An 18,923-nucleotide genomic window follows, 5' to 3' on the forward strand; every position below is an offset into this window, starting at 1 on the left:
TCGTGAAAAAAATAAAAATCCCCAAAGTCAAGTTTCAACCTACTGAAACTAGCTGTGGGGATTTTTTAGCGGATTAGAAAATCATAAGATTCACAAATGAAAATAAAGCGCTTTCAATAGCTGCGTGAACAGATAAATATAATTGATTGGAGCCTTGTATAATTCTTTGAAATTCATAGAATTAAATGCTACTATGGGTGTGAACTAAATAAATTTTAAAGGAGCAGACTATGAGAAATTTTGCAAGTCCATCACGTTACATTCAAGGTGAGAATGCCTTATTTGAAAATGCGCAATCTATTTCAGAATTAGGGAATCACCCTGTTTTGCTATGTGATTCAGTGGTCTATGATATCGTAGGGAAGCGTTTTGAAGAATACCTTGGTCAAAATGGGCTCACGGTTTTGCCAGTCTTCTTTAATGGAGAAGCTTCTGACAACGAAATCAATCGTGTGGTTAGTCTGGCAGAAGAAAATGGCTGTAATTCGGTCATTGGACTTGGTGGAGGAAAGACCATCGATAGTGCTAAAGCTATTGCTGATCTTTTAAAATCCCCAGTTGTGATTGCCCCTACCATTGCCTCTACAGATGCTCCTGTTTCCGCCTTATCTGTTATCTATACAGATGAGGGTGCCTTTGAGCGCTATATTTTCTATTCTAAAAACCCAGAATTGGTCTTGGTGGATAGCAAAGTGATCTCTCAAGCACCAAAACGCTTGCTCGCTTCTGGTATTGCAGATGGCCTAGCAACTTGGGTAGAAGCGCGTGCAGTGATGCAAGCGAATGGAAAAACCATGTTGGGTCAACGACAAACCTTAGCGGGTGTCGCCATTGCACAACGTTGTGAAGAAACCTTATTTGCAGACGGTCTTCAAGCCATGGCTGCTTGTGAAGCCAAAGTCGTAACCCCTGCTCTTGAAAACATCATCGAAGCCAATACCCTTCTTAGTGGGATTGGGTTTGAAAGTGGTGGGTTAGCAGCTGCCCATGCCATCCATAATGGCTTTACAGCCCTTACTGGTGACATCCACCATTTAACTCACGGTGAAAAAGTAGCCTACGGAACGCTCGTTCAATTGTTCTTGGAAAACCGTCCGAAGGAAGAATTGAATAAATACATTCGTTTCTATCAACAAATCGGCATGCCAACCACTCTGAAAGAAATGCATCTTGAAACTGCAAGTTATGAAGATCTTCTCAAAGTTGGTCAACAAGCCACCATCGAAGGAGAAACCATCCATCAAATGCCATTTGAGGTGAAGGCTTCTGATATTGCCCAAGCCATCGTAGCAGTAGATGCCTACGTTCAAGGTTTGGCCTAAGTAAACATTAGTCATTCACCGAGAATGTATACAAACCGTTTTTTACATCAAACAAACTAATGGATGCCTAAAAAATTAAAATGAGATACTTTTTAAGACTCATTAAAAAATACTTAGGAACTTTCCGCTGTGAGAAAAGTGCTAGAAACACGATTGTTTCTAGCACTCGGGAGTTTTGGAACTTTTGGTCCAAAACTAAGTCATGGAACTTCTTCGAAGTTCGCTGACGTCCGTACTCACCTAAGGAAAGTTTCTAAGATGACTTTGTCGACAAACCAAGAACTCCCATACCTTATGGTAATGGGAGTTCTTTTTCTATTTTCTTCTTTTTGGATCGGTTTGTTTAAAGATCAGGTATAAAATTCCGGCAGGCAGGAAGCAGAAGAGCCACATGACATCGAGTCCCTTGCTTTTACTGCTAGAGGTTGTTGTTTTAGACTCACTTACGGCCACTCCCGGTTTAATACTTGGAGATACCTGTTGCAAGCCGTTCTGGACGACTAGGCGGTTGTCTTCTAGTTTAAGGGCTGGCTTCGTCCCCTTCTTAACGGTCGCATAGAAGTCTTGCTTCAGTTGAATGGTCTTCCCGTCGATGGTATGATCGCCTGCAGAAAGGATTTTTTTATAGTGGTAGTCTGCGAACATTTTCTCAGCCAAGGTATTCCCGATTTGATTGCGGTAGCTTTCGGCGATCTCGACATCGTAGTTCCCAACCCCCAAAATGACTTCGATAATCCGTTGTTTACCCCGCTTGGTGGTCGCGGTGTAGTTGTAGTCAGCAGTCGGGCTGGATCCAGTTTTGAGTCCATCTGTTCCTTTAAGGGCGAATTTTCCACCTTCGAGGGAAGTATTGTAGTTATCGTAGCTTTGCTCGTAGGGGGTTCCTTCCATGATCGTAGTGTGAGCTTGCTTGGTGTATTCCAACATTTCTGGCAGGTCGTTTACGATGTGATAAGCCAGAATAGACATGTCCCGCGCTGTGATTTCGTTATTCGCATTGACATCGTAGCGCTGAGGATTGTAGTAGCCCTGAAGGACCGAAATCATCGCCCCATTTGGATTGTGCCATTTGGTATGGCTCATCCCCATTTCTTGTGAGTACTGATTCATTAAGTCCAAAAACTTATCGGGATCATTGTCAGTGACGGCGTTGGCGAGCATAATCACAGCTGCACTGGAAGATGGAACAAAGAGCATCTTGATCAATTCAGATACTTTGTAGTCAACACCAGCTACAATGGGTGAGTTACTTAACAGATTGTTTTCCGAGATGGCTTGGTCTGCCTCTGTTGCTGTGACCACGGTATCGTACTTGATCTTGCCTTCTTTAAGGGCCCGAAAGACCACATAGGCACTCATGAGCTTGGCCATGCTTCCGGAGTCCCGGACCGTGTCGATATTGTCTCCGTACAAAATGGCTCCAGTATTGGCGTCGATGACGATGTCAGCCTTAGGCTTGTAAAAATCGTCCAATACCAGTCCAGCATCAGCTGCGATTTTCATGACATCTTCTTGATGGTAGATGTCGTCCGCAAAAGCAGTGGAAATAGGGCCTAATGTCAAGACTCCTACAAGGAGGGACAAGAGGCTGTGTTTTAGTCGTTTGTGTAAATGTCTCCCATAATTCATAGATTCCATTATATCATACAGGCCAGGGATTAAACCTGAAAAAATTCTAGAAAAAGAAGAAATTGAAAAAATAAAGAAGAAATAGAATAATTTCACAGTAAAAGCGTTTACATTTCCCTAGAAAGTGCTATAATTTAAATTGAGTATAACATTTTTTACAATGAGGTGATTTATATGAACAAAGGGAAGGTACTCTTAGCTACCAGCGCTCTGCTTTTATCGGCTGGTGTACTGGCAGCCTGCTCAGGTGGAAAATCTGGAAGTTCTGGCGAACAGACTTTTAGCTATGTCTATACCCAGGATCCAGATACCCTCGACTATTCGATTTCTAATAAAAAATCGACTTCCGAGTTTACAGGAAATGCGATAGATGGCTTGTTGGAAGTGGACAAGTATGGGAATTTGATTCCGTCGCTTGCTAAAGACTGGACGGTTTCCAAGGATGGCTTGACCTATACTTATAAACTCCGTAAAGGGGTCAAATGGATGACTTCTGAAGGGGAAGAATATGGAGAAGTCAAGGCCCAAGACTTTGTCACAGGTCTCAAGCACGCAGCAGACAAGAAATCACAAGCAATTTACTTGGTCCAAAAATCTGTCAAAGGCTTGGATGATTATGTTTCAGGGAAGACAACTGATTTTTCAACAGTTGGTGTAAAAGCTATTGACGATTACACCGTTCAATATACCCTGAGCCAACCAGAAAGTTTCTGGAATTCTAAGACTACGATGGGGATCTTGATGCCGGTTAATGGAGAATTCCTGAAATCTAAGGGAGATAACTATGGTCAAGGGACCTCTCCGTCTAGTATCCTCTACTGCGGTCCTTATTTGATCAAATCCATCACTTCTAAATCTTCTGCGATATTGGAAAAGAACCCAACATACTGGGATGCGGATAATGTTAAGATCAGTAAAGTGAAGCTGACCTATTATGATGGACAAGACTCCGAGTCTCTGATCCGTGGATTTGATAACGGCGACTATACAGTTGCTCGTGTCTTCCCAAATGGCTCTAACTATAAGAGTGTAGAGAAGAAGCACAAAGACGATATCGTCTTTACTGACCAAGGTTCCTCAACCTATAACCTTTCCTTCAACATTGACCGTCAGGCTTATGAAATCACAAAGAAGACCACGGATGCTCAAAAGACTTCAACTAAGAAAGCAATCTTAAATAAAGACTTCCGTCAAGCCATTATGTTTGCCTTCAACCGCAAGGCTTATGTAGCGCAAACTAACGGGGAAGCGGGTGCCAATAAGGTGATCCGTAATACCTTTACGCCACCAAACTTTGTCCAAATCGATGGCAAACAATTTGGTGATGCAGTAGAAAAAGACTTGGAAGCTTATGGGGATGAATGGAAAGGGGTCTCTGTCGCAGATGGAAAAGACACCCTCTACAATCCAAACAAGGCCAAAGAAGAGTTTGCCAAAGCCAAGGCAGACTTGCAGTCTCAAGGAGTTGAATTCCCAATTCATTTGGACCTTCCAACTTCTTCTACTTATACGGAAGGAATTAAACAGGCCCAATCCTTTAAACAGTCAGTTGAATCTACACTGGGAGCAGAAAATATTGTCATTGATTTGAATATGATTTCTGAGGATGATCTTCAACGGGTGACTTACTTTGCTGAAAGTGCTTCGCAACAAGACTGGGATTTGAACAATAACTTGGGTTGGAGTCCAGACTATACGGACCCATCTTCTTACATCGACATCACTAGTGGTAAATCCGGTGAAAACGCCAATTCTTACTTTGGATTCGATGCTGGTACGGATAATGCGCAAAAGACTGGTTTTGATGAATATGATCAATTGATCGAAGATGCGCACAATGAAACCAAAGATGTGAACAAGCGTTACGAAAAATATGCTGCCGCTCAAGCTTGGTTGACCGATAGTGCCCTCTTGATTCCGATCCATTCAGATGGAGCTTCTCCAGTCGTTCGTAAGACTGTACCATACTCTGCAGCCTTTGCTTGGACAGGCCACAAGGGTCAATCCTTCAACTATAAATATTTAGAAGTTCAAGACAAGGTCGTATCGGCTAAAGACTACGACAAAGCGCGTGATCAATGGAAGAAAGAAAAAGAAAAATCCAATAAAAAAGCGCAAGAAGAACTTGAAAAGCATGTGAAATAGACTTTTCTTGAAGAAAACAGGAGAGACAGGTCCCGTATGGGACCTGTCTTTTTCTTTGTCTGAACCTTTAAAAATCGCCTAAAAATGGTATAATAGGAGCATCACGAAAATTGGAGAGACGCTATGAGTTTTTACAATCATAAAGAAATCGAGCCTAAGTGGCAAAAATACTGGGCTGACCATCACACCTTTAAGACAGGAACAGATGCTTCAAAACCTAAGTTTTATGCATTGGACATGTTCCCTTACCCATCTGGAGCGGGTCTTCACGTAGGACACCCAGAAGGCTACACAGCAACAGATATCCTTAGCCGTTTCAAACGCGCCCAAGGCTACAACGTCCTTCACCCAATGGGCTGGGATGCTTTTGGTTTGCCTGCAGAGCAATATGCTATGGATACAGGGAATGACCCAGCGGAATTCACAGCAGAAAACATTGCCAACTTCAAACGTCAAATCAATGCGCTTGGCTTCTCTTACGACTGGGACCGTGAAGTCAATACGACAGATCCGAACTACTACAAGTGGACTCAATGGATTTTCACTAAGCTTTACGAAAAAGGCTTAGCTTATGAAGCGGAAGTGCCAGTCAACTGGGTTGAAGAATTGGGTACAGCTATTGCCAACGAAGAAGTTCTTCCAGATGGAACATCTGAGCGTGGGGGCTATCCAGTTGTCCGCAAACCAATGCGCCAATGGATGCTCAAAATTACTGCCTATGCAGAGCGCTTGCTGGCTGACTTGGATGACCTTGACTGGCCAGAGTCTATCAAGGACATGCAACGCAACTGGATTGGTAAATCAACTGGTGCCAATGTCACCTTCAAAGTAAAAGGGACTGACAAGGAATTCACAGTCTTTACGACTCGTCCAGATACTCTTTTCGGTGCGACCTTCACTGTTTTGGCGCCTGAACATGAACTAGTAGATGACATCACGACACCTGAACAAGCTGAAGTTGTAGCGGACTACAAACACCAAGCTAGCCTTAAATCAGACTTAGCTCGTACTGACCTTGCTAAGGAAAAAACAGGGGTTTGGACTGGTGCTTATGCCATCAACCCTGTCAATGGTAAAGAAATCCCAATCTGGATTGCCGACTATGTTCTTTCTAGTTATGGAACAGGTGCCGTTATGGCCGTACCTGCCCACGATGAGCGTGACTGGGAATTTGCTAACCAGTTTGGTCTTCCAATCGTAGAAGTGCTGGAAGGTGGAAATGTAGCAGAAGCTGCCTATACTGAAGATGGACTTCACGTCAACTCTGACTTCCTAGATGGACTTAACAAAGAAGAAGCGATTGCTAAAATCGTGTCTTGGCTAGAAGAAAAAGGCTTTGGTCAAGAAAAGGTTACCTACCGTCTCCGCGACTGGCTCTTTAGCCGTCAACGTTACTGGGGTGAACCAATCCCAATCATTCATTGGGAAGATGGAACTTCAACAGCTGTTCCAGAAAGTGAACTCCCACTTGTCTTGCCAGTAACCAAGGACATTCGCCCTTCAGGTACTGGTGAAAGCCCATTGGCTAACTTGACAGACTGGCTGGAAGTCACCCGCGAAGATGGTGTCAAAGGTCGTCGTGAGACGAATACGATGCCACAATGGGCTGGTTCAAGCTGGTACTACCTCCGCTATATCGATCCACACAACACTGAGAAATTGGCTGACGAGGACCTCCTCAAACAATGGTTGCCAGTCGATATCTACGTAGGTGGTGCAGAACACGCTGTTCTTCACTTGCTTTACGCTCGTTTCTGGCATAAATTCCTCTATGACCTTGGTGTTGTACCGACTAAAGAGCCATTCCAAAAACTCTTTAACCAAGGAATGATCTTGGGAACTAGCTACCGTGACCACCGTGGAGCTCTTGTAGCGACTGACAAGGTTGAAAAACGTGATGGTTCCTTCTTCCATGTGGAAACAGGAGAAGAGTTGGAGCAAGCACCAGCTAAGATGTCTAAATCCCTCAAGAATGTGGTCAACCCAGACGATGTGGTGGAACAATACGGTGCCGATACCCTTCGTGTCTATGAAATGTTCATGGGACCACTTGACGCTTCCATCGCTTGGTCTGAAGAAGGATTGGAAGGAAGCCGTAAATTCCTCGACCGTGTTTACCGTTTGATTACAAGTAAAGAAATCGTTGCGGAAAACAATGGCGCTCTAGACAAGGTTTACAACGAAACTGTTAAAGCTGTTACAGAGCAAATCGAGTCTATGAAGTTCAACACAGCTATTGCCCAACTCATGGTCTTTGTCAATGCTGCCAACAAGGAAGACAAACTTTATGTAGACTACGCCAAAGGCTTTATCCAATTGATTGCCCCATTTGCGCCTCACTTAGCAGAAGAACTCTGGCAAACAGTCGCAGCAACCGGTGAGTCAATCTCTTACGTAGCTTGGCCAACATGGGACGAAAGCAAATTGATTGAAGACGAAATCGAAATCGTCGTTCAAATCAAAGGAAAAGTCCGTGCTAAACTCATGGTCGCAAAAGACCTGTCACGCGAAGAATTGCAAGAAGTCGCTCTGGCTGACGAAAAAGTCAAATCAGAGATTGATGGCAAAGAAATCGTGAAAGTGATTAGTGTCCCTAATAAACTCGTTAATATCGTTGTTAAATAACCAGTTTATTAGCCCTATCTGCCACCTTCAATAGTCCACTGGACTATTGAAGCCAACTAAATTGGTTAGTATCGTTGTGAAATAAAAATAAATCCTTCGGAGCTTAGCTCTGGAGGATTTTTGTGAAAAGGCAAAGAGTCGGTTTGAAAATAGTTGTTGGTTGGATGCGTGATATCAAAAAAGCTTCGGTAGGAAGAAACCTACCGAAGCTTTTTAACAAATTTCATTCTGCATTACAGTGAACATATGTAAAACTCAGTGTTGTTTTACAAGGAGTTTAAATGTTTCTCTTCTTCCAAGGAAAATGTTATTTCTATATCGAAATAGTTGACAGATGTAACAGGCAGTGGTACAATGACTTTGATATTTCGATATAGAAATAAAAAGGAGACAAAATGGACAAGATGCAAGGGGGATACCAAGCTTTACAGATACGCTTATTGAACGGGCGACTTTTTCAAAAACTCTTGAGCAAGGAACCAGATGCTCAATACCGAAGTGAACAGGGGAAAATTTTAACGATTTTGTGGAAGCAAGAGTTGGGGTGCGCTACTGCGACAGATATCGCTCTTGCGACGGGTCTAGCCAATAATACATTGACCAGTATGGTTAAGAAATTGGAAGAACAAGGCTTGGTTACGATTCAATCTTGCACACAGGATAAAAGGAAAAAATATATTTCTTTGACAGACCTCGGTTGGGCGCAAAAAGAAATCGGTGACCGCGTTAGTAAAGAGTTGGGTGAGATTTTCTACCAAGGATTTTCGGATCAAGAAATTCAAGAATTTGAAGCCTATCAAGAGCGGATTATCACAAATCTAAAAGCTAAAGAAAATGACATCTAGGGAAAGGAGGCAACAGTTATGATTGGAATTACAGGTGTAACAGGGAAATTAGGTTCCTATGTGTCTGATCTTGTCGATAAAAAAGGAATTGCTTCTATCCATCTGGCAAGAAGTCCAGAGCGGGCAACAGTCTACGCGTCAGCGGAAATTCGTAAGATGGTGTATGCCAATACTCCAGAGGTGGTTGAGGCCTTAAAGGGTATCGATGTCTTATTGATGGTCTCTGCTCGGGAAAATCCAGAGCGTGTTGAGGAACACACGAGTTTTTTAGATGCCGCCAAGCTTGCGGGGGTGCAGCATATCGTCTATACCTCCTTTTACGGGGCAGATGAGAAGGCAACTTTTACCTTGTCTCGAGATCATGCCCAGACGGAAGCCTATATCAAGGAGTTAGGATTCACCTATACATTTTTGAGAGATAATTTTTACTTGGACTTCTTGATAGATATTGCTCTTGAAAATGGGGAAATTCGTGGTCCAGCAGGAAGTGGGAAGGTTTCAGCAGTTGCCCGTAAGGACACATCTAGGGTTGCAGCAGAAATTCTTTTAAACCCTAAGGAGTGGGAGAATCAAAGCTTGAATCTGACAGGGCCAGAGGATCTTTCTATGGAAGAAATCGTAGCGCTCCTCTCAAAAGAGAGCGGTAAAACCATCACGTATGTGGATGAATCAGTAGAAGAAGCCTATGAGTCACGGAAAAAATGGCCAGCACAAACTTGGGAGTACGATGCCTGGGTCAGCACTTATACAGCGATTAAATCTGGGGAACAAGCTGGGGTTTCTACAGATGTCGAAAAAGTCCTAGGGCATCCAGCAAGTAGCTTATTGGATATTCTTAGAGACAGAAAACTTATTGAGGAAAAATATGATTGAATACAAACATGTAGCCTTGCGCTACACGGATAAAAACATTTTAAAAGATGTCAATCTCCGCATTGAAAATGGAGAATTTATGGTTCTTGTGGGACCTTCAGGATCTGGAAAGACTACCATGATCAAGATGGTGAACCGTCTTTTGGAACCGACAGATGGCAATATCTATATGGATGGGAAACGCATCAAAGACTATGACGAACGGGAGTTACGTCTCAGTACCGGCTATGTCCTTCAAGCCATTGCCCTATTTCCAAACTTGACCGTTGCGGAAAATATTGCTCTCATTCCTGAGATGAAGGGCTGGAGCAAGGAGCAAATCGCTTCGAAAACAGAAGAACTCTTGGCCAAGGTGGGGCTTCCTGCTGCAGACTATGCTCATCGGTTACCAAGCGAGTTATCTGGTGGAGAGCAACAACGGATTGGCATTGTGCGAGCTATCATTGGGGAACCAAAGATTCTATTGATGGACGAACCTTTTTCGGCCTTGGATGCCATCTCCCGTAAGCAGTTGCAGACTCTTACCAAAGAATTGCACAAAGAATTCGGTATGACCACTATTTTTGTGACCCATGACACAGACGAGGCTTTGAAATTAGGCGACCGGATTGCAGTACTGCAAGAAGGAGAGATTGTACAGGTAGCGGATTCTGAGACTATTCTTGCCCAGCCAGCCAACGACTTTGTCGCAGATCTATTTGGAGGTGCTCACCATGTCTAAACTACTTGCAACCTTTCAAGAACGCTTTGGGGACTGGCTCGCTGCACTGGGGCAACATTTGCAACTGTCATTACTGACCTTGCTCCTTGCGATTTTTCTGGCTGTTCCTCTAGCTATTTATTTGAGTATCCACAAAAGAACAAGCAACTGGGTTTTACAGCTAGCTGGGATCTTCCAGACCATTCCTTCCATGGCTCTTTTGGGCCTCTTCATTCCTATTATGGGAATCGGGACGCTTCCGTCCTTAACAGCTCTTGTCATCTATGCCATTTTCCCCATCCTTCAAAATACCATCACCGGTTTACAGGGGATTGATCCAAGCCTTGAAGAAGCAGGAATCGCCTTTGGGATGACCAAGTGGGAGCGACTCAAGAAGTTCGAGATTCCCTTGGCCATGCCCGTCATTATGTCTGGGATTCGCACGGCGACCGTGATGATTATTGGGACAGCTACCCTAGTCGCCTTGATTGGAGCTGGGGGACTCGGTTCCTTTATCCTCCTAGGGATTGACCGCAATAATGCCAGTCTGATTTTGATCGGTGCCCTATCTTCTGCCTTCTTAGCCATCGCATTTAACCTTCTTCTCAAATGGATGGAAAAGGCCAAATTGCGGACCATCTTTGCAGCCTTTGCTGTGATGGTTATTGGATTAGGAGCTTCTTATACGCCAAGTCTTCTTCCCAAAGCGAAAAAAGAAAATCTGGTCATTGCTGGGAAGTTGGGTCCTGAACCTGAAATTCTCGCCAATATGTATAAGATCTTGATCGAGAAAAATACGGATATGACAGTGACTGTCAAACCGAATTTTGGGAAGACCACCTTCCTCTATGAAGCTCTAAAAAAAGGGGATATCGCTATCTATCCAGAGTTTACAGGTACGGTGACCGAAAGTCTCCTCAAGCCGGCACCACAAGTCAGTCATGATCCAGAAGCAGTCTACAAAGCTGCTCGAGATGGGATCAAGCGACAAGACGACCTAGCCTTGCTCAAACCTATGGCTTATCAAAATACCTATGCTGTTGCAGTGCCTAAGAAGATTGCCCAAGAGTATGGACTCAAGACTATTTCAGATTTGAAAAAGGTGGAAGGACAACTCAGGGCAGGCTTTACTCTTGAGTTTAACGACCGAGAGGACGGAAACAAAGGCTTGCAGAAGATCTATGGTCTCAACTTACAAGTCTCCACCATGGAGCCAGCCCTTCGCTACCAGGCGATCCAGTCTGGGGATATTCAAATAACGGATGCCTACTCAACAGATGCTGAACTTGCTCGTTATGACCTGGTGGTCCTTGAAGATGACAAGCAACTTTTTCCACCTTATCAAGGGGCGCCCCTCATGAAAGAAGCTCTTCTTAAGAAACATCCCGAATTAGAAGCTGTTCTCAATAAGTTGGCGGGTGAAATCACAGCAGACCAAATGAGTCAGATGAACTACCAAGTCGGAGTAGAAGGTAAGCCTGCTGCTAAAGTAGCGCGTGACTTTTTGGTAAAAGAAGGGTTGATAAAAAATTAACAAACCATTCTCAAGTCTTTGCACTTGAGAATTTTTTAATAGAAAGCAATTTTATTTCCTTTCAGCAAGCTTTTGGGGTAGAAGGGGAGACCTTCCTTCAAAAACTCTCCATTGAGTCTGGCTTAAAATTGTGTTACAATAAGCCTTGAAAATGAATGAAAGCATATGGAAAATAGTATGAAAAAGCAACCAGTGATTGGAATTACAGGAAATGAAAGACCCTTCCCAGATGATCCGGACGCGAACATGAGCTATGCGGCGACTGGTTTTGTCGAAGCGGTCAAAGAGGCAGGAGGGATTCCCTTGATCTTGCCAATTGGAGATGCGGCCTTGGCCAAAGACTACATATCAATGATTGATAAGCTCATCATCACCGGTGGGCAAAATGTCTTGCCCAAGTTTTACGGAGAAGAAATCACCATCGACAGTGATGACTACCTCTTGAAACGCGATCTCTTTGAGTTGGCCTTGATTGAAGAAGCGCGTGCGGCTAAAAAAGCTATCTTTACCGTTTGTCGTGGGACCCAGCTCTATAATGTCGCTCTGGGGGGAACTCTGCATCAAGACATTGAACACCACTGGCAAGACAATCCAGGTCAGTACACCAGCCAAGAGTTGGTGACCAAGGATCAGACGGTCCTGCAAGAGATCTATGGTAAGACCAGTCGCATCAATTCTTTCCATCATCAAAGTATTAAAGACTTGGCAGATGGCTTAGAAGTGATCGCGCGGGATCCGAAAGATGACATCATAGAAGCCGTTCAATCCACAGATGAGATCCGTTTCCTCGGCGTTCAGTGGCATCCGGAACTGCGTTTTGATAAGAGCCCAGCAGATCGAAAACTCTTTGAATATGTCGTGAATGAATTATAAAGAGGACCAGCTCCCTTAGGAATTTTTCCTAAGGGACTTTTTCTTTAATCTGCGTAAGAAAGACTGTAAATTGTGCCTAGGTTTTGGGGGAGGATTCGCTACAATAGAGCTAGTAGAATGAGGAGGATTAGGACATGTATCAATTTCCAAAGGATTTTTTATGGGGAAGTTCGACCTCGGGCCCTCAAACGGAAGGACGTCTAGCCCAGGATGGAAAGGGAGACAATCTCTGGGATTACTGGTATAGGATCGAGCCCAACCGCTTTTATCAAGGGCAAGGACCGGACAAAACATCGACTTTTTATGAACACTGGGAAGAAGATTTGGACCTCTTGTTAGAAACTGGCCACACGGCCTTTCGGACCTCTATTCAGTGGTCACGTATTTTCCCAGAAGGACGAGGAGAGATCAATCAAGCAGGCGTTGATTTCTACCGGCGTGTCTTTGAAAAGATCAAAGAAAAAGGGATTCACCTCTTGGTCAACCTCTATCATTTTGATTTACCGATGGCTCTTCAAGAGCAAGGGGATGGTTGGGAAAATAAAGAAACCGCCTATGCTTACCAGGAATATGCGCGTTTTTGTTTCAAGACCTATGGGGATCTGGTCGATCAGTGGATCACCTTTAATGAACCCATTGTCCCTGTGGAGTTTGGTTATTTTTATGATGCCCATTTTCCTCATAAGGTAGACGCAGCAGCAGCAGTAAAAGTAGCCTACCACACCCAGTTAGCAAGCTCTCTAGCAGTGAAGGCCTGTCACGAGGTGGATCCTAATTACCGTATCGGGATTGTGCTCAATTTGACACCAGCCTATCCTCGGAGCCAGCATCCAGCAGATGTGAAAGCTGCGCGCATTGCCGAGCTCTTTCAAGCCAAATCCTTCTTAGATCCATCTGTTCTTGGTCATTATCCTGAAGAATTAGTGGAGATCCTACGGGAGCGTGATCTCTTACCAGATTATGATCCCTTTGAATTGCGCTTGATTGAGGAAAATACAGTGGATTACCTAGGGGTTAACTATTACCAACCACTCCGTGTGGCGGCTCCTCGTTATGCTCCAAATCCAGCATCTCCCCTACTCTTTGAGCAATTTTATGAACCTTATGTTATGCCAGGGCGCAAGATCAATCCCCACCGAGGTTGGGAAATCTATGAGCAAGGTTTGTATGACATTGCCCAAAATATCAAGGAAAACTATGGCAATATCGAGTGGATCCTGACCGAAAACGGGATGGGGGTTGAAGGAGAGGAAAAATTCCGCAAGGATGGAGTGATCCAAGACGACTACCGGATTGACTTTGTCAAAGACCATCTTCGTGAGCTCCACCGGGCTATTCAAGATGGTGCCAACTGTAAAGGCTATCTGATCTGGACCTTTATCGACTGTTGGTCATGGCTCAATGGCTACAAGAACCGCTATGGTTTAGTTGAGTTGGACCTCGAAAGTCAAAAACGAATCCTCAAAAAATCCGGCCATTGGTTTAAAGAACTAAGCCAAGCCAATGGATTTAAAGACTAAATCGAGATCCGTAGCCCATCTTCAATTCGTATTGAGCCTCCTCGCATCATCATTTTAAAGCTTGGAGTCAAACAGTTCTCCAAACAGTTTGACTCTCAATTATTCCGAATGTCTGAAACCATTCTGTTTCAGGCATTTTTCTTACAGTGGAAATTTTCTTGGTTGACTTTATCTCTAATCTTAACCCTAACTTAACTAGACCAATTTTCTTGGATTTCCTAGTTGACAAACTAGAAGAAGCATTGTATACTGACTCCGCTGGTTGCTTTTTGGTCAAATTAGACTAGACCAATTTTAAAGTAACTGAGAAATCGACTATAGGTCGTTTGACTAAGTAAAGGGGAAAGTATAGCAAGGCTATATCGTAAAATCTATGTGCGGAATCGTTGGTGTTGTAGGAAATACAAATGCTACTGATATTTTGATTCAAGGACTTGAAAAACTCGAATACCGAGGCTATGACTCTGCGGGTGTTTTCCTGGCTAGTGAAGGCAAGAGCCAATTGGTAAAGGCAGTTGGCCGCATTGCAGAATTGTCGTCTAAGGCAGAAGGTGTCGAAGGGACAGCTGGGATTGGACATACCCGTTGGGCCACTCATGGAAAACCAACTGAGGACAATGCCCACCCACACCGCTCTGAAACAGGTCGCTTTGTTTTGGTCCACAATGGGGTGATTGAAAACTACCTTGAAATCAAGGAAGAATACCTAGCAGGTCACCATTTCAAGGGGCAAACAGATACAGAAATCGCAGCCCACTTGATCGGAAAATTTGCTGAAGAAGATGGCTTATCTACGCTCGAAGCCTTCAAAAAAGCCCTCCACATCATCCGTGGAGCTTATGCTTTTGCTTTGATGGATGCGGAAGATCCAAGCATCATCTATGTGGCAAAAAATAAATCACCACTCTTGATCGGTCTTGGCGATGGCTACAATATGGTCTGCTCTGATGCCATGGCCATGATTCGTGAAACCAACCAATACATGGAAATCCATGACCAAGAGTTGGTGATTGTCAAGGCTGATAGCGTTGAAGTGCAAGACTATGATGGAAACGTCAAAGAACGGGCTAGCTATACGGCTGAACTTGACCTTTCTGATATTGGAAAAGGGACTTACCCATACTACATGCTCAAGGAAATCGATGAGCAACCAACTGTCATGCGTAAGCTGATCCAAGCCTATACAGATGAATCTGGTCAAGTAGTGGTAGATACAGCTATTATCAAGGCTGTTCAAGAAGCAGATCGCATCTATATCCTTGCGGCTGGTACCTCTTACCATGCTGGATTTGCGTCTAAAAAAATGTTGGAAGAGTTGACAGATACTCCAGTAGAACTCGGTATTTCCTCTGAATGGGGCTACGGTATGCCACTTCTTAGCAAGAAACCACTCTTCATCTTTATCAGCCAATCTGGTGAAACGGCCGATAGCCGCCAAGTGTTGGTCAAGGCCAATGAAATGGGCATTCCAAGCTTGACAGTAACCAATGTTCCAGGATCAACTCTTTCACGTGAAGCAGACATGACCATGTTGCTCCATGCTGGTCCCGAAATTGCGGTAGCTTCTACTAAGGCTTATACGGCTCAAATCGCAGCCCTTGCCTTTCTTGCGAAAGCTGTTGGGGAAGCCAATGGCAATGAGAAGGCCAAAGCCTTTGATTTGGTGCACGAATTGTCTATCGTGGCACAGTCCATCGAATCAACCCTTTCAGAAAAAGAAGTGATCGACGAAAAAGTTCGTGGCTTGTTGGAAACAACCCGCAATGCTTTCTATATCGGACGTGGCCAAGATTATTATGTTGCTATGGAAGCCAGTCTGAAACTAAAAGAAATTTCTTACATCCAATGTGAAGGCTTCGCTGCGGGTGAGTTGAAACACGGTACCATCGCTCTGATCGAAGACGGTACACCGGTCATTGCCCTCTTGTCTGATCCAGTCCTAGCCAGCCACACACGTGGGAACATCCAAGAAGTGGCAGCACGTGGGGCTCATGTTTTAACCATTGCAGAGGAAAATGTCGCTAAAGAGACAGATGATTTGGTCTTGACAGCGGTTCACCCTTACCTCTCTCCAATCTCAATGGTGGTGCCGACCCAATTGATTGCCTACTTTGCAACCCTTCATCGTGGGCTTGATGTTGATAAACCACGGAACCTTGCTAAGTCTGTAACAGTTGAATAAATTTGTTTATATAGAAAAAAACATCCTCGTTAGGTTTTTCCTAGCGAGGATGTTTGTTTTTAAGGGGCAAAGCCGAATCCACAGCCCATGATAGGTTAGAGGATGGGGAAAACGTGATCATTGGCCTCAAAATAAGCCGATCTTCCCAGCTCAAGTCATTAACTGGGCGGACCCATCGTGAAGGCCTTAGCCTAGCCGCAGGTCGTAAACTTTTCGGCGATCGTGCCGTTTTGGGTGGCTTTGTCAATGGCAAGAAAGGTTTGCTCTACCAAGGGGAACGAGAAGCTATTGAGCAAGAAACTCGTCGCTTGGTGGCAGAAGCCGGAAGTCGTGGTTTGATCCTTGGAGCAGACTGTACCGTGCCAGATGATTTCCAATTGGAACGCTTAGATTGGGTACGTCAAGCAGCTGTATTGTAAGAAGAAAGGAGAGGGAGATGAAAAAGATCAATGTATGGTGTATCCTGGTAACCGTTTTGTTTTTGCTTCTAGGGCTTAGTAAAGTTGCTCTAGCAAGCAGTCAGGGAAAAGCAAAAAAAGATCCAGATATGGCAAGACTGGAGAAAATTCCAGCCCATAGTCTCTCCCTCCTTCGCCCGTCTGATCTAGCAGGAATTCTTCTTCTCGAAGATCAGTGATAAAAAAAGATGAAGAACTTGATAAAAAATATATATTAGTCAAAGCATCATTGAAGTGATAAGATAACAAACAAGAAAAGAATAGAAAGAGGTAAGAACATGTCAGCAAAAAGAGAATTAGTCTTAAAAGCTTTTAAAGGAGAAGCGGTTGACCGTGTGCCAGTTGGATTTTGGCATCATTTTACAACAGAAGAAGAATGGTTGAAAGGATTTTCTAATCCGGAAATTATTGAAAAAAACCTCAATGGCCATAAAAACTTCCTTCACAAGGTCAAACCAGACTTTGTCAAACTCATGAGCGATGGTTACTTTGCTTATCCAAACCCAGCCATTCACAAAGGCCTTGAAAATATCTCTGATTTAGCAGGGATTGAACCACTTGGAGCAGATCATCCATGGATCACAGAGCAAGTAGAGCTCGTTAAAAAAATCCGTGCCGGTTTTGAAGAAGACATTGTGGCTATCTACAATATCTTTGCTCCAGTGACCTACTTCAAATGGTTGGTCGGAGAAGTTTCAGGAGGAGATGACTTGATCGCCAACTTTATCGATCAAGATGCAGCAACTCTTAAAAAAGTATTGGATACAATTGGCCAAGATATTGCAAGTTTGAGCCAACGAATCATCAAAGAAGCAGGAGCAGACGGGATCTACCTCAGTGTTCAAAGTATCCAAGATGCGCGGGTTACACAAGAAGTTTATAAAAACATTATTGCACCGAGTGAACTCCATGTCTTAGAGGCAGCCAATGAAGCCGGTGGCGTAAATATTCTTCATATCTGTGGCTACGAAGGAGCTCGCAATGATATCCATCTCTTCACAGACTACCCAGCCCAAGTCATTAACTGGGCAGTCGGACCAGAAGGAATCAGCCTAGCAGAAGGACGCGAAATCTTCGGTGGACGCACGGTTCTTGGTGGCTTTGAAAATGGTAAAAATGGTCTTCTTTACACAGGAGATAAGGCTGCGATCCAAGCAGAAACCAAACGCATCATCTCAGAAACAGGAACCACAGGCTTGGTCATCGGTGCCGATTGTACGATTCCAAGTGACATTGATGAAGAACGAATCGAATGGGTTCGTGAAGCTGCAGCAGAATAAGGAAAATAGAAAGAGGGAGAAGAGAGTATGAGTAAAAAAACATGGATTATCGGTGGGGTGGCAGTTCTTGCCATTGCAGGTGCAACCATTCTTGGACGGAGCTTGAACCATGCAAACGACAGCAAAGGCTCAACAGGATCGAACAAGGTAACAACCTTGAAAGTAGCCCACACTCAAAACTATGTACCGTATGATTTCGTTGATGAAAAAGGAGAATCAGATGGCTATGAAGTAGCCGTTCTCAAAGCCATTGATGAAAAACTACCGGACTACAAGTTTGAGTACACTGGAACAAGTGATGACGATCTCTTGATCGGTCTAGAATCTGGTAAATACGATATCGGAACCAAAGGAGCTTGGTATACCGAAGAACGTGCCAAGAAATTTATCATTCCAAAAGAACCAATTGGAGCAAGTATCATCGGATTTACTGTACGAAAAGAAGATGCGGATAAATACAAGAACATCGATGACTTCGCCAAAGAAAAAGGAAAATTGGTTCCAATTTCACCACAAAATGCACAATGGAATGTTATTAAAGAATACAATGAAAAGCATAAGGACCAACAAATCGAATTAACAGCTGCGGAATCTTTCAAAGTCGCAGATGCTTATGCTTGGGTTCTTGAAGGACGTTACGATGCCTTCTTTGACATCAAACTTTCCTTTGAAAAAGCTGTCACAGATAAAGATGGTTCTTACCACCAATATGCGGACAAACTGAGCTGGTTTGCCTACAAAGGAATTCCAACTTACCCATTGATCCATAAGGATAAGAAAAACGAAAAATTTGCGGAAGCCTACAGCAAGGCTATCAAAGAATTAGAAAAAGATGGCACACTTGCTAAATTGTCGAAAAAATATTTCGGTGAAGATGTCTTCAGTTATGTAGATAAAGAGAAATAAGATGGAACTGGGTGCGCATAGCCCCAGCTTC

General features: G+C 43.8%; 14 protein-coding genes and 1 pseudogene. 14 read left to right on the forward strand and 1 reads right to left on the reverse strand.

The genetic code is table 11. From position 1 onward, the window contains the following. Positions 1-230: 230 nt before the first annotated feature. The gene (locus AB4X21_RS01465) at positions 231-1,322 is read left to right on the forward strand and encodes a glycerol dehydrogenase (RefSeq protein WP_003013676.1); all 1,092 of its coding nucleotides are present in this window, start codon (positions 231-233) and stop codon (positions 1,320-1,322) included. Between the two features lie 315 nt (positions 1,323-1,637). On the opposite strand, the gene AB4X21_RS01470 is transcribed toward AB4X21_RS01465, so the two are convergent. Continuing rightward, on the reverse strand, positions 1,638-2,960 hold the full coding sequence (locus AB4X21_RS01470; protein WP_003013561.1) for a DUF1958 domain-containing protein: 1,323 nt from the start codon (positions 2,958-2,960) through the stop codon (positions 1,638-1,640). Positions 2,961-3,125: 165 nt separating this feature from the next. On the opposite strand from AB4X21_RS01470, the gene AB4X21_RS01475 reads away from it, so the two are divergent. The 13 genes and pseudogenes from AB4X21_RS01475 to AB4X21_RS01535 all read left to right on the forward strand — a co-directional run bounded on the left by AB4X21_RS01475 (position 3,126) and on the right by AB4X21_RS01535 (position 18,892). Beyond that, positions 3,126-5,096 carry a peptide ABC transporter substrate-binding protein gene (locus tag AB4X21_RS01475; RefSeq protein WP_369088064.1) on the forward strand — a complete coding sequence of 657 codons (1,971 nt, stop codon included), beginning with the start codon at positions 3,126-3,128 and terminating at the stop codon, positions 5,094-5,096. Positions 5,097-5,219: 123 nt separating this feature from the next. After that, entirely contained in the window at positions 5,220-7,721 is a 2,502-nt protein-coding gene (leuS, locus tag AB4X21_RS01480; protein WP_369088065.1) for a leucine--tRNA ligase, read from the forward strand. Positions 7,722-8,116: 395 nt separating this feature from the next. Beyond that, entirely contained in the window at positions 8,117-8,566 is a 450-nt protein-coding gene (locus AB4X21_RS01485; RefSeq protein WP_369088066.1) for a MarR family winged helix-turn-helix transcriptional regulator, read from the forward strand. Between the two features lie 18 nt (positions 8,567-8,584). Continuing rightward, positions 8,585-9,439, forward strand: coding sequence for an SDR family oxidoreductase (locus AB4X21_RS01490; RefSeq protein WP_195623503.1), 855 nt, complete (start codon positions 8,585-8,587; stop codon positions 9,437-9,439). Next, positions 9,432-10,160, forward strand: a complete 729-nt coding sequence (locus AB4X21_RS01495; protein ID WP_195189925.1) for an ABC transporter ATP-binding protein — start codon at positions 9,432-9,434, stop codon at positions 10,158-10,160. The genes AB4X21_RS01490 and AB4X21_RS01495 overlap by 8 nt, the downstream gene beginning before the upstream one ends. Further along, the gene (locus AB4X21_RS01500; protein ID WP_369088067.1) at positions 10,153-11,673 is read left to right on the forward strand and encodes an ABC transporter permease/substrate-binding protein; all 1,521 of its coding nucleotides are present in this window, start codon (positions 10,153-10,155) and stop codon (positions 11,671-11,673) included. The genes AB4X21_RS01495 and AB4X21_RS01500 overlap by 8 nt, the downstream gene beginning before the upstream one ends. Positions 11,674-11,850: 177 nt before the next feature. Next, on the forward strand, positions 11,851-12,546 hold the full coding sequence (locus tag AB4X21_RS01505; protein ID WP_151379115.1) for a gamma-glutamyl-gamma-aminobutyrate hydrolase family protein: 696 nt from the start codon (positions 11,851-11,853) through the stop codon (positions 12,544-12,546). 134 nt (positions 12,547-12,680) lie between these two features. After that, positions 12,681-14,066, forward strand: a complete 1,386-nt coding sequence (locus tag AB4X21_RS01510; protein WP_369088068.1) for a glycoside hydrolase family 1 protein — start codon at positions 12,681-12,683, stop codon at positions 14,064-14,066. Between the two features lie 373 nt (positions 14,067-14,439). Continuing rightward, a complete protein-coding gene (glmS, locus tag AB4X21_RS01515; RefSeq protein WP_151379117.1) occupies positions 14,440-16,248 on the forward strand; it encodes a glutamine--fructose-6-phosphate transaminase (isomerizing) in 1,809 nt (602 codons plus the stop codon). A 142-nt stretch (positions 16,249-16,390) separates the two neighbouring features. After that, positions 16,391-16,667: pseudogene (locus AB4X21_RS01520) on the forward strand (uroporphyrinogen decarboxylase); the annotation flags it as partial. A 17-nt stretch (positions 16,668-16,684) separates the two neighbouring features. Then, positions 16,685-16,885 (forward strand): hypothetical protein, encoded by a 201-nt coding sequence (locus AB4X21_RS01525; RefSeq protein WP_003004502.1) that lies wholly within the window; start codon positions 16,685-16,687, stop codon positions 16,883-16,885. A 99-nt stretch (positions 16,886-16,984) separates the two neighbouring features. Then, positions 16,985-17,986: a uroporphyrinogen decarboxylase family protein gene (locus AB4X21_RS01530; RefSeq protein ID WP_369088069.1), complete on the forward strand. Its 1,002-nt coding sequence runs from the start codon at positions 16,985-16,987 to the stop codon at positions 17,984-17,986. A gap of 27 nt (positions 17,987-18,013) precedes the next feature. Beyond that, positions 18,014-18,892: a transporter substrate-binding domain-containing protein gene (locus AB4X21_RS01535; protein ID WP_155127235.1), complete on the forward strand. Its 879-nt coding sequence runs from the start codon at positions 18,014-18,016 to the stop codon at positions 18,890-18,892. The last annotated feature ends 31 nt before the right edge of the window (positions 18,893-18,923 follow it).

It is taken from the genome of Streptococcus sp. CP1998 (genome assembly GCF_041026655.1).
Lineage (GTDB): Bacteria > Bacillota > Bacilli > Lactobacillales > Streptococcaceae > Streptococcus > Streptococcus dentalis.

What these genes read in the sequence shown, in the direction of transcription:
- AB4X21_RS01500 (WP_369088067.1), top strand. Translation starts at nt 10,153, where the DNA reads ATGTCTAAACTACTTGCAACCTTTCAAGAACGCTTTGGGGACTGGCTC.
- AB4X21_RS01465 (WP_003013676.1), top strand. Translation starts at nt 231, where the DNA reads ATGAGAAATTTTGCAAGTCCATCACGTTACATTCAAGGTGAGAATGCC.
- AB4X21_RS01505 (WP_151379115.1), top strand. Translation starts at nt 11,851, where the DNA reads ATGAAAAAGCAACCAGTGATTGGAATTACAGGAAATGAAAGACCCTTC.
- AB4X21_RS01485 (WP_369088066.1), top strand. Translation starts at nt 8,117, where the DNA reads ATGGACAAGATGCAAGGGGGATACCAAGCTTTACAGATACGCTTATTG.
- AB4X21_RS01510 (WP_369088068.1), top strand. Translation starts at nt 12,681, where the DNA reads ATGTATCAATTTCCAAAGGATTTTTTATGGGGAAGTTCGACCTCGGGC.
- AB4X21_RS01495 (WP_195189925.1), top strand. Translation starts at nt 9,432, where the DNA reads ATGATTGAATACAAACATGTAGCCTTGCGCTACACGGATAAAAACATT.
- leuS (WP_369088065.1), top strand. Translation starts at nt 5,220, where the DNA reads ATGAGTTTTTACAATCATAAAGAAATCGAGCCTAAGTGGCAAAAATAC.
- glmS (WP_151379117.1), top strand. Translation starts at nt 14,440, where the DNA reads ATGTGCGGAATCGTTGGTGTTGTAGGAAATACAAATGCTACTGATATT.
- AB4X21_RS01530 (WP_369088069.1), top strand. Translation starts at nt 16,985, where the DNA reads ATGTCAGCAAAAAGAGAATTAGTCTTAAAAGCTTTTAAAGGAGAAGCG.
- AB4X21_RS01525 (WP_003004502.1), top strand. Translation starts at nt 16,685, where the DNA reads ATGAAAAAGATCAATGTATGGTGTATCCTGGTAACCGTTTTGTTTTTG.
- AB4X21_RS01490 (WP_195623503.1), top strand. Translation starts at nt 8,585, where the DNA reads ATGATTGGAATTACAGGTGTAACAGGGAAATTAGGTTCCTATGTGTCT.
- AB4X21_RS01475 (WP_369088064.1), top strand. Translation starts at nt 3,126, where the DNA reads ATGAACAAAGGGAAGGTACTCTTAGCTACCAGCGCTCTGCTTTTATCG.
- AB4X21_RS01535 (WP_155127235.1), top strand. Translation starts at nt 18,014, where the DNA reads ATGAGTAAAAAAACATGGATTATCGGTGGGGTGGCAGTTCTTGCCATT.
- AB4X21_RS01470 (WP_003013561.1), bottom strand. Translation starts at nt 2,960, where the DNA reads ATGGAATCTATGAATTATGGGAGACATTTACACAAACGACTAAAACAC.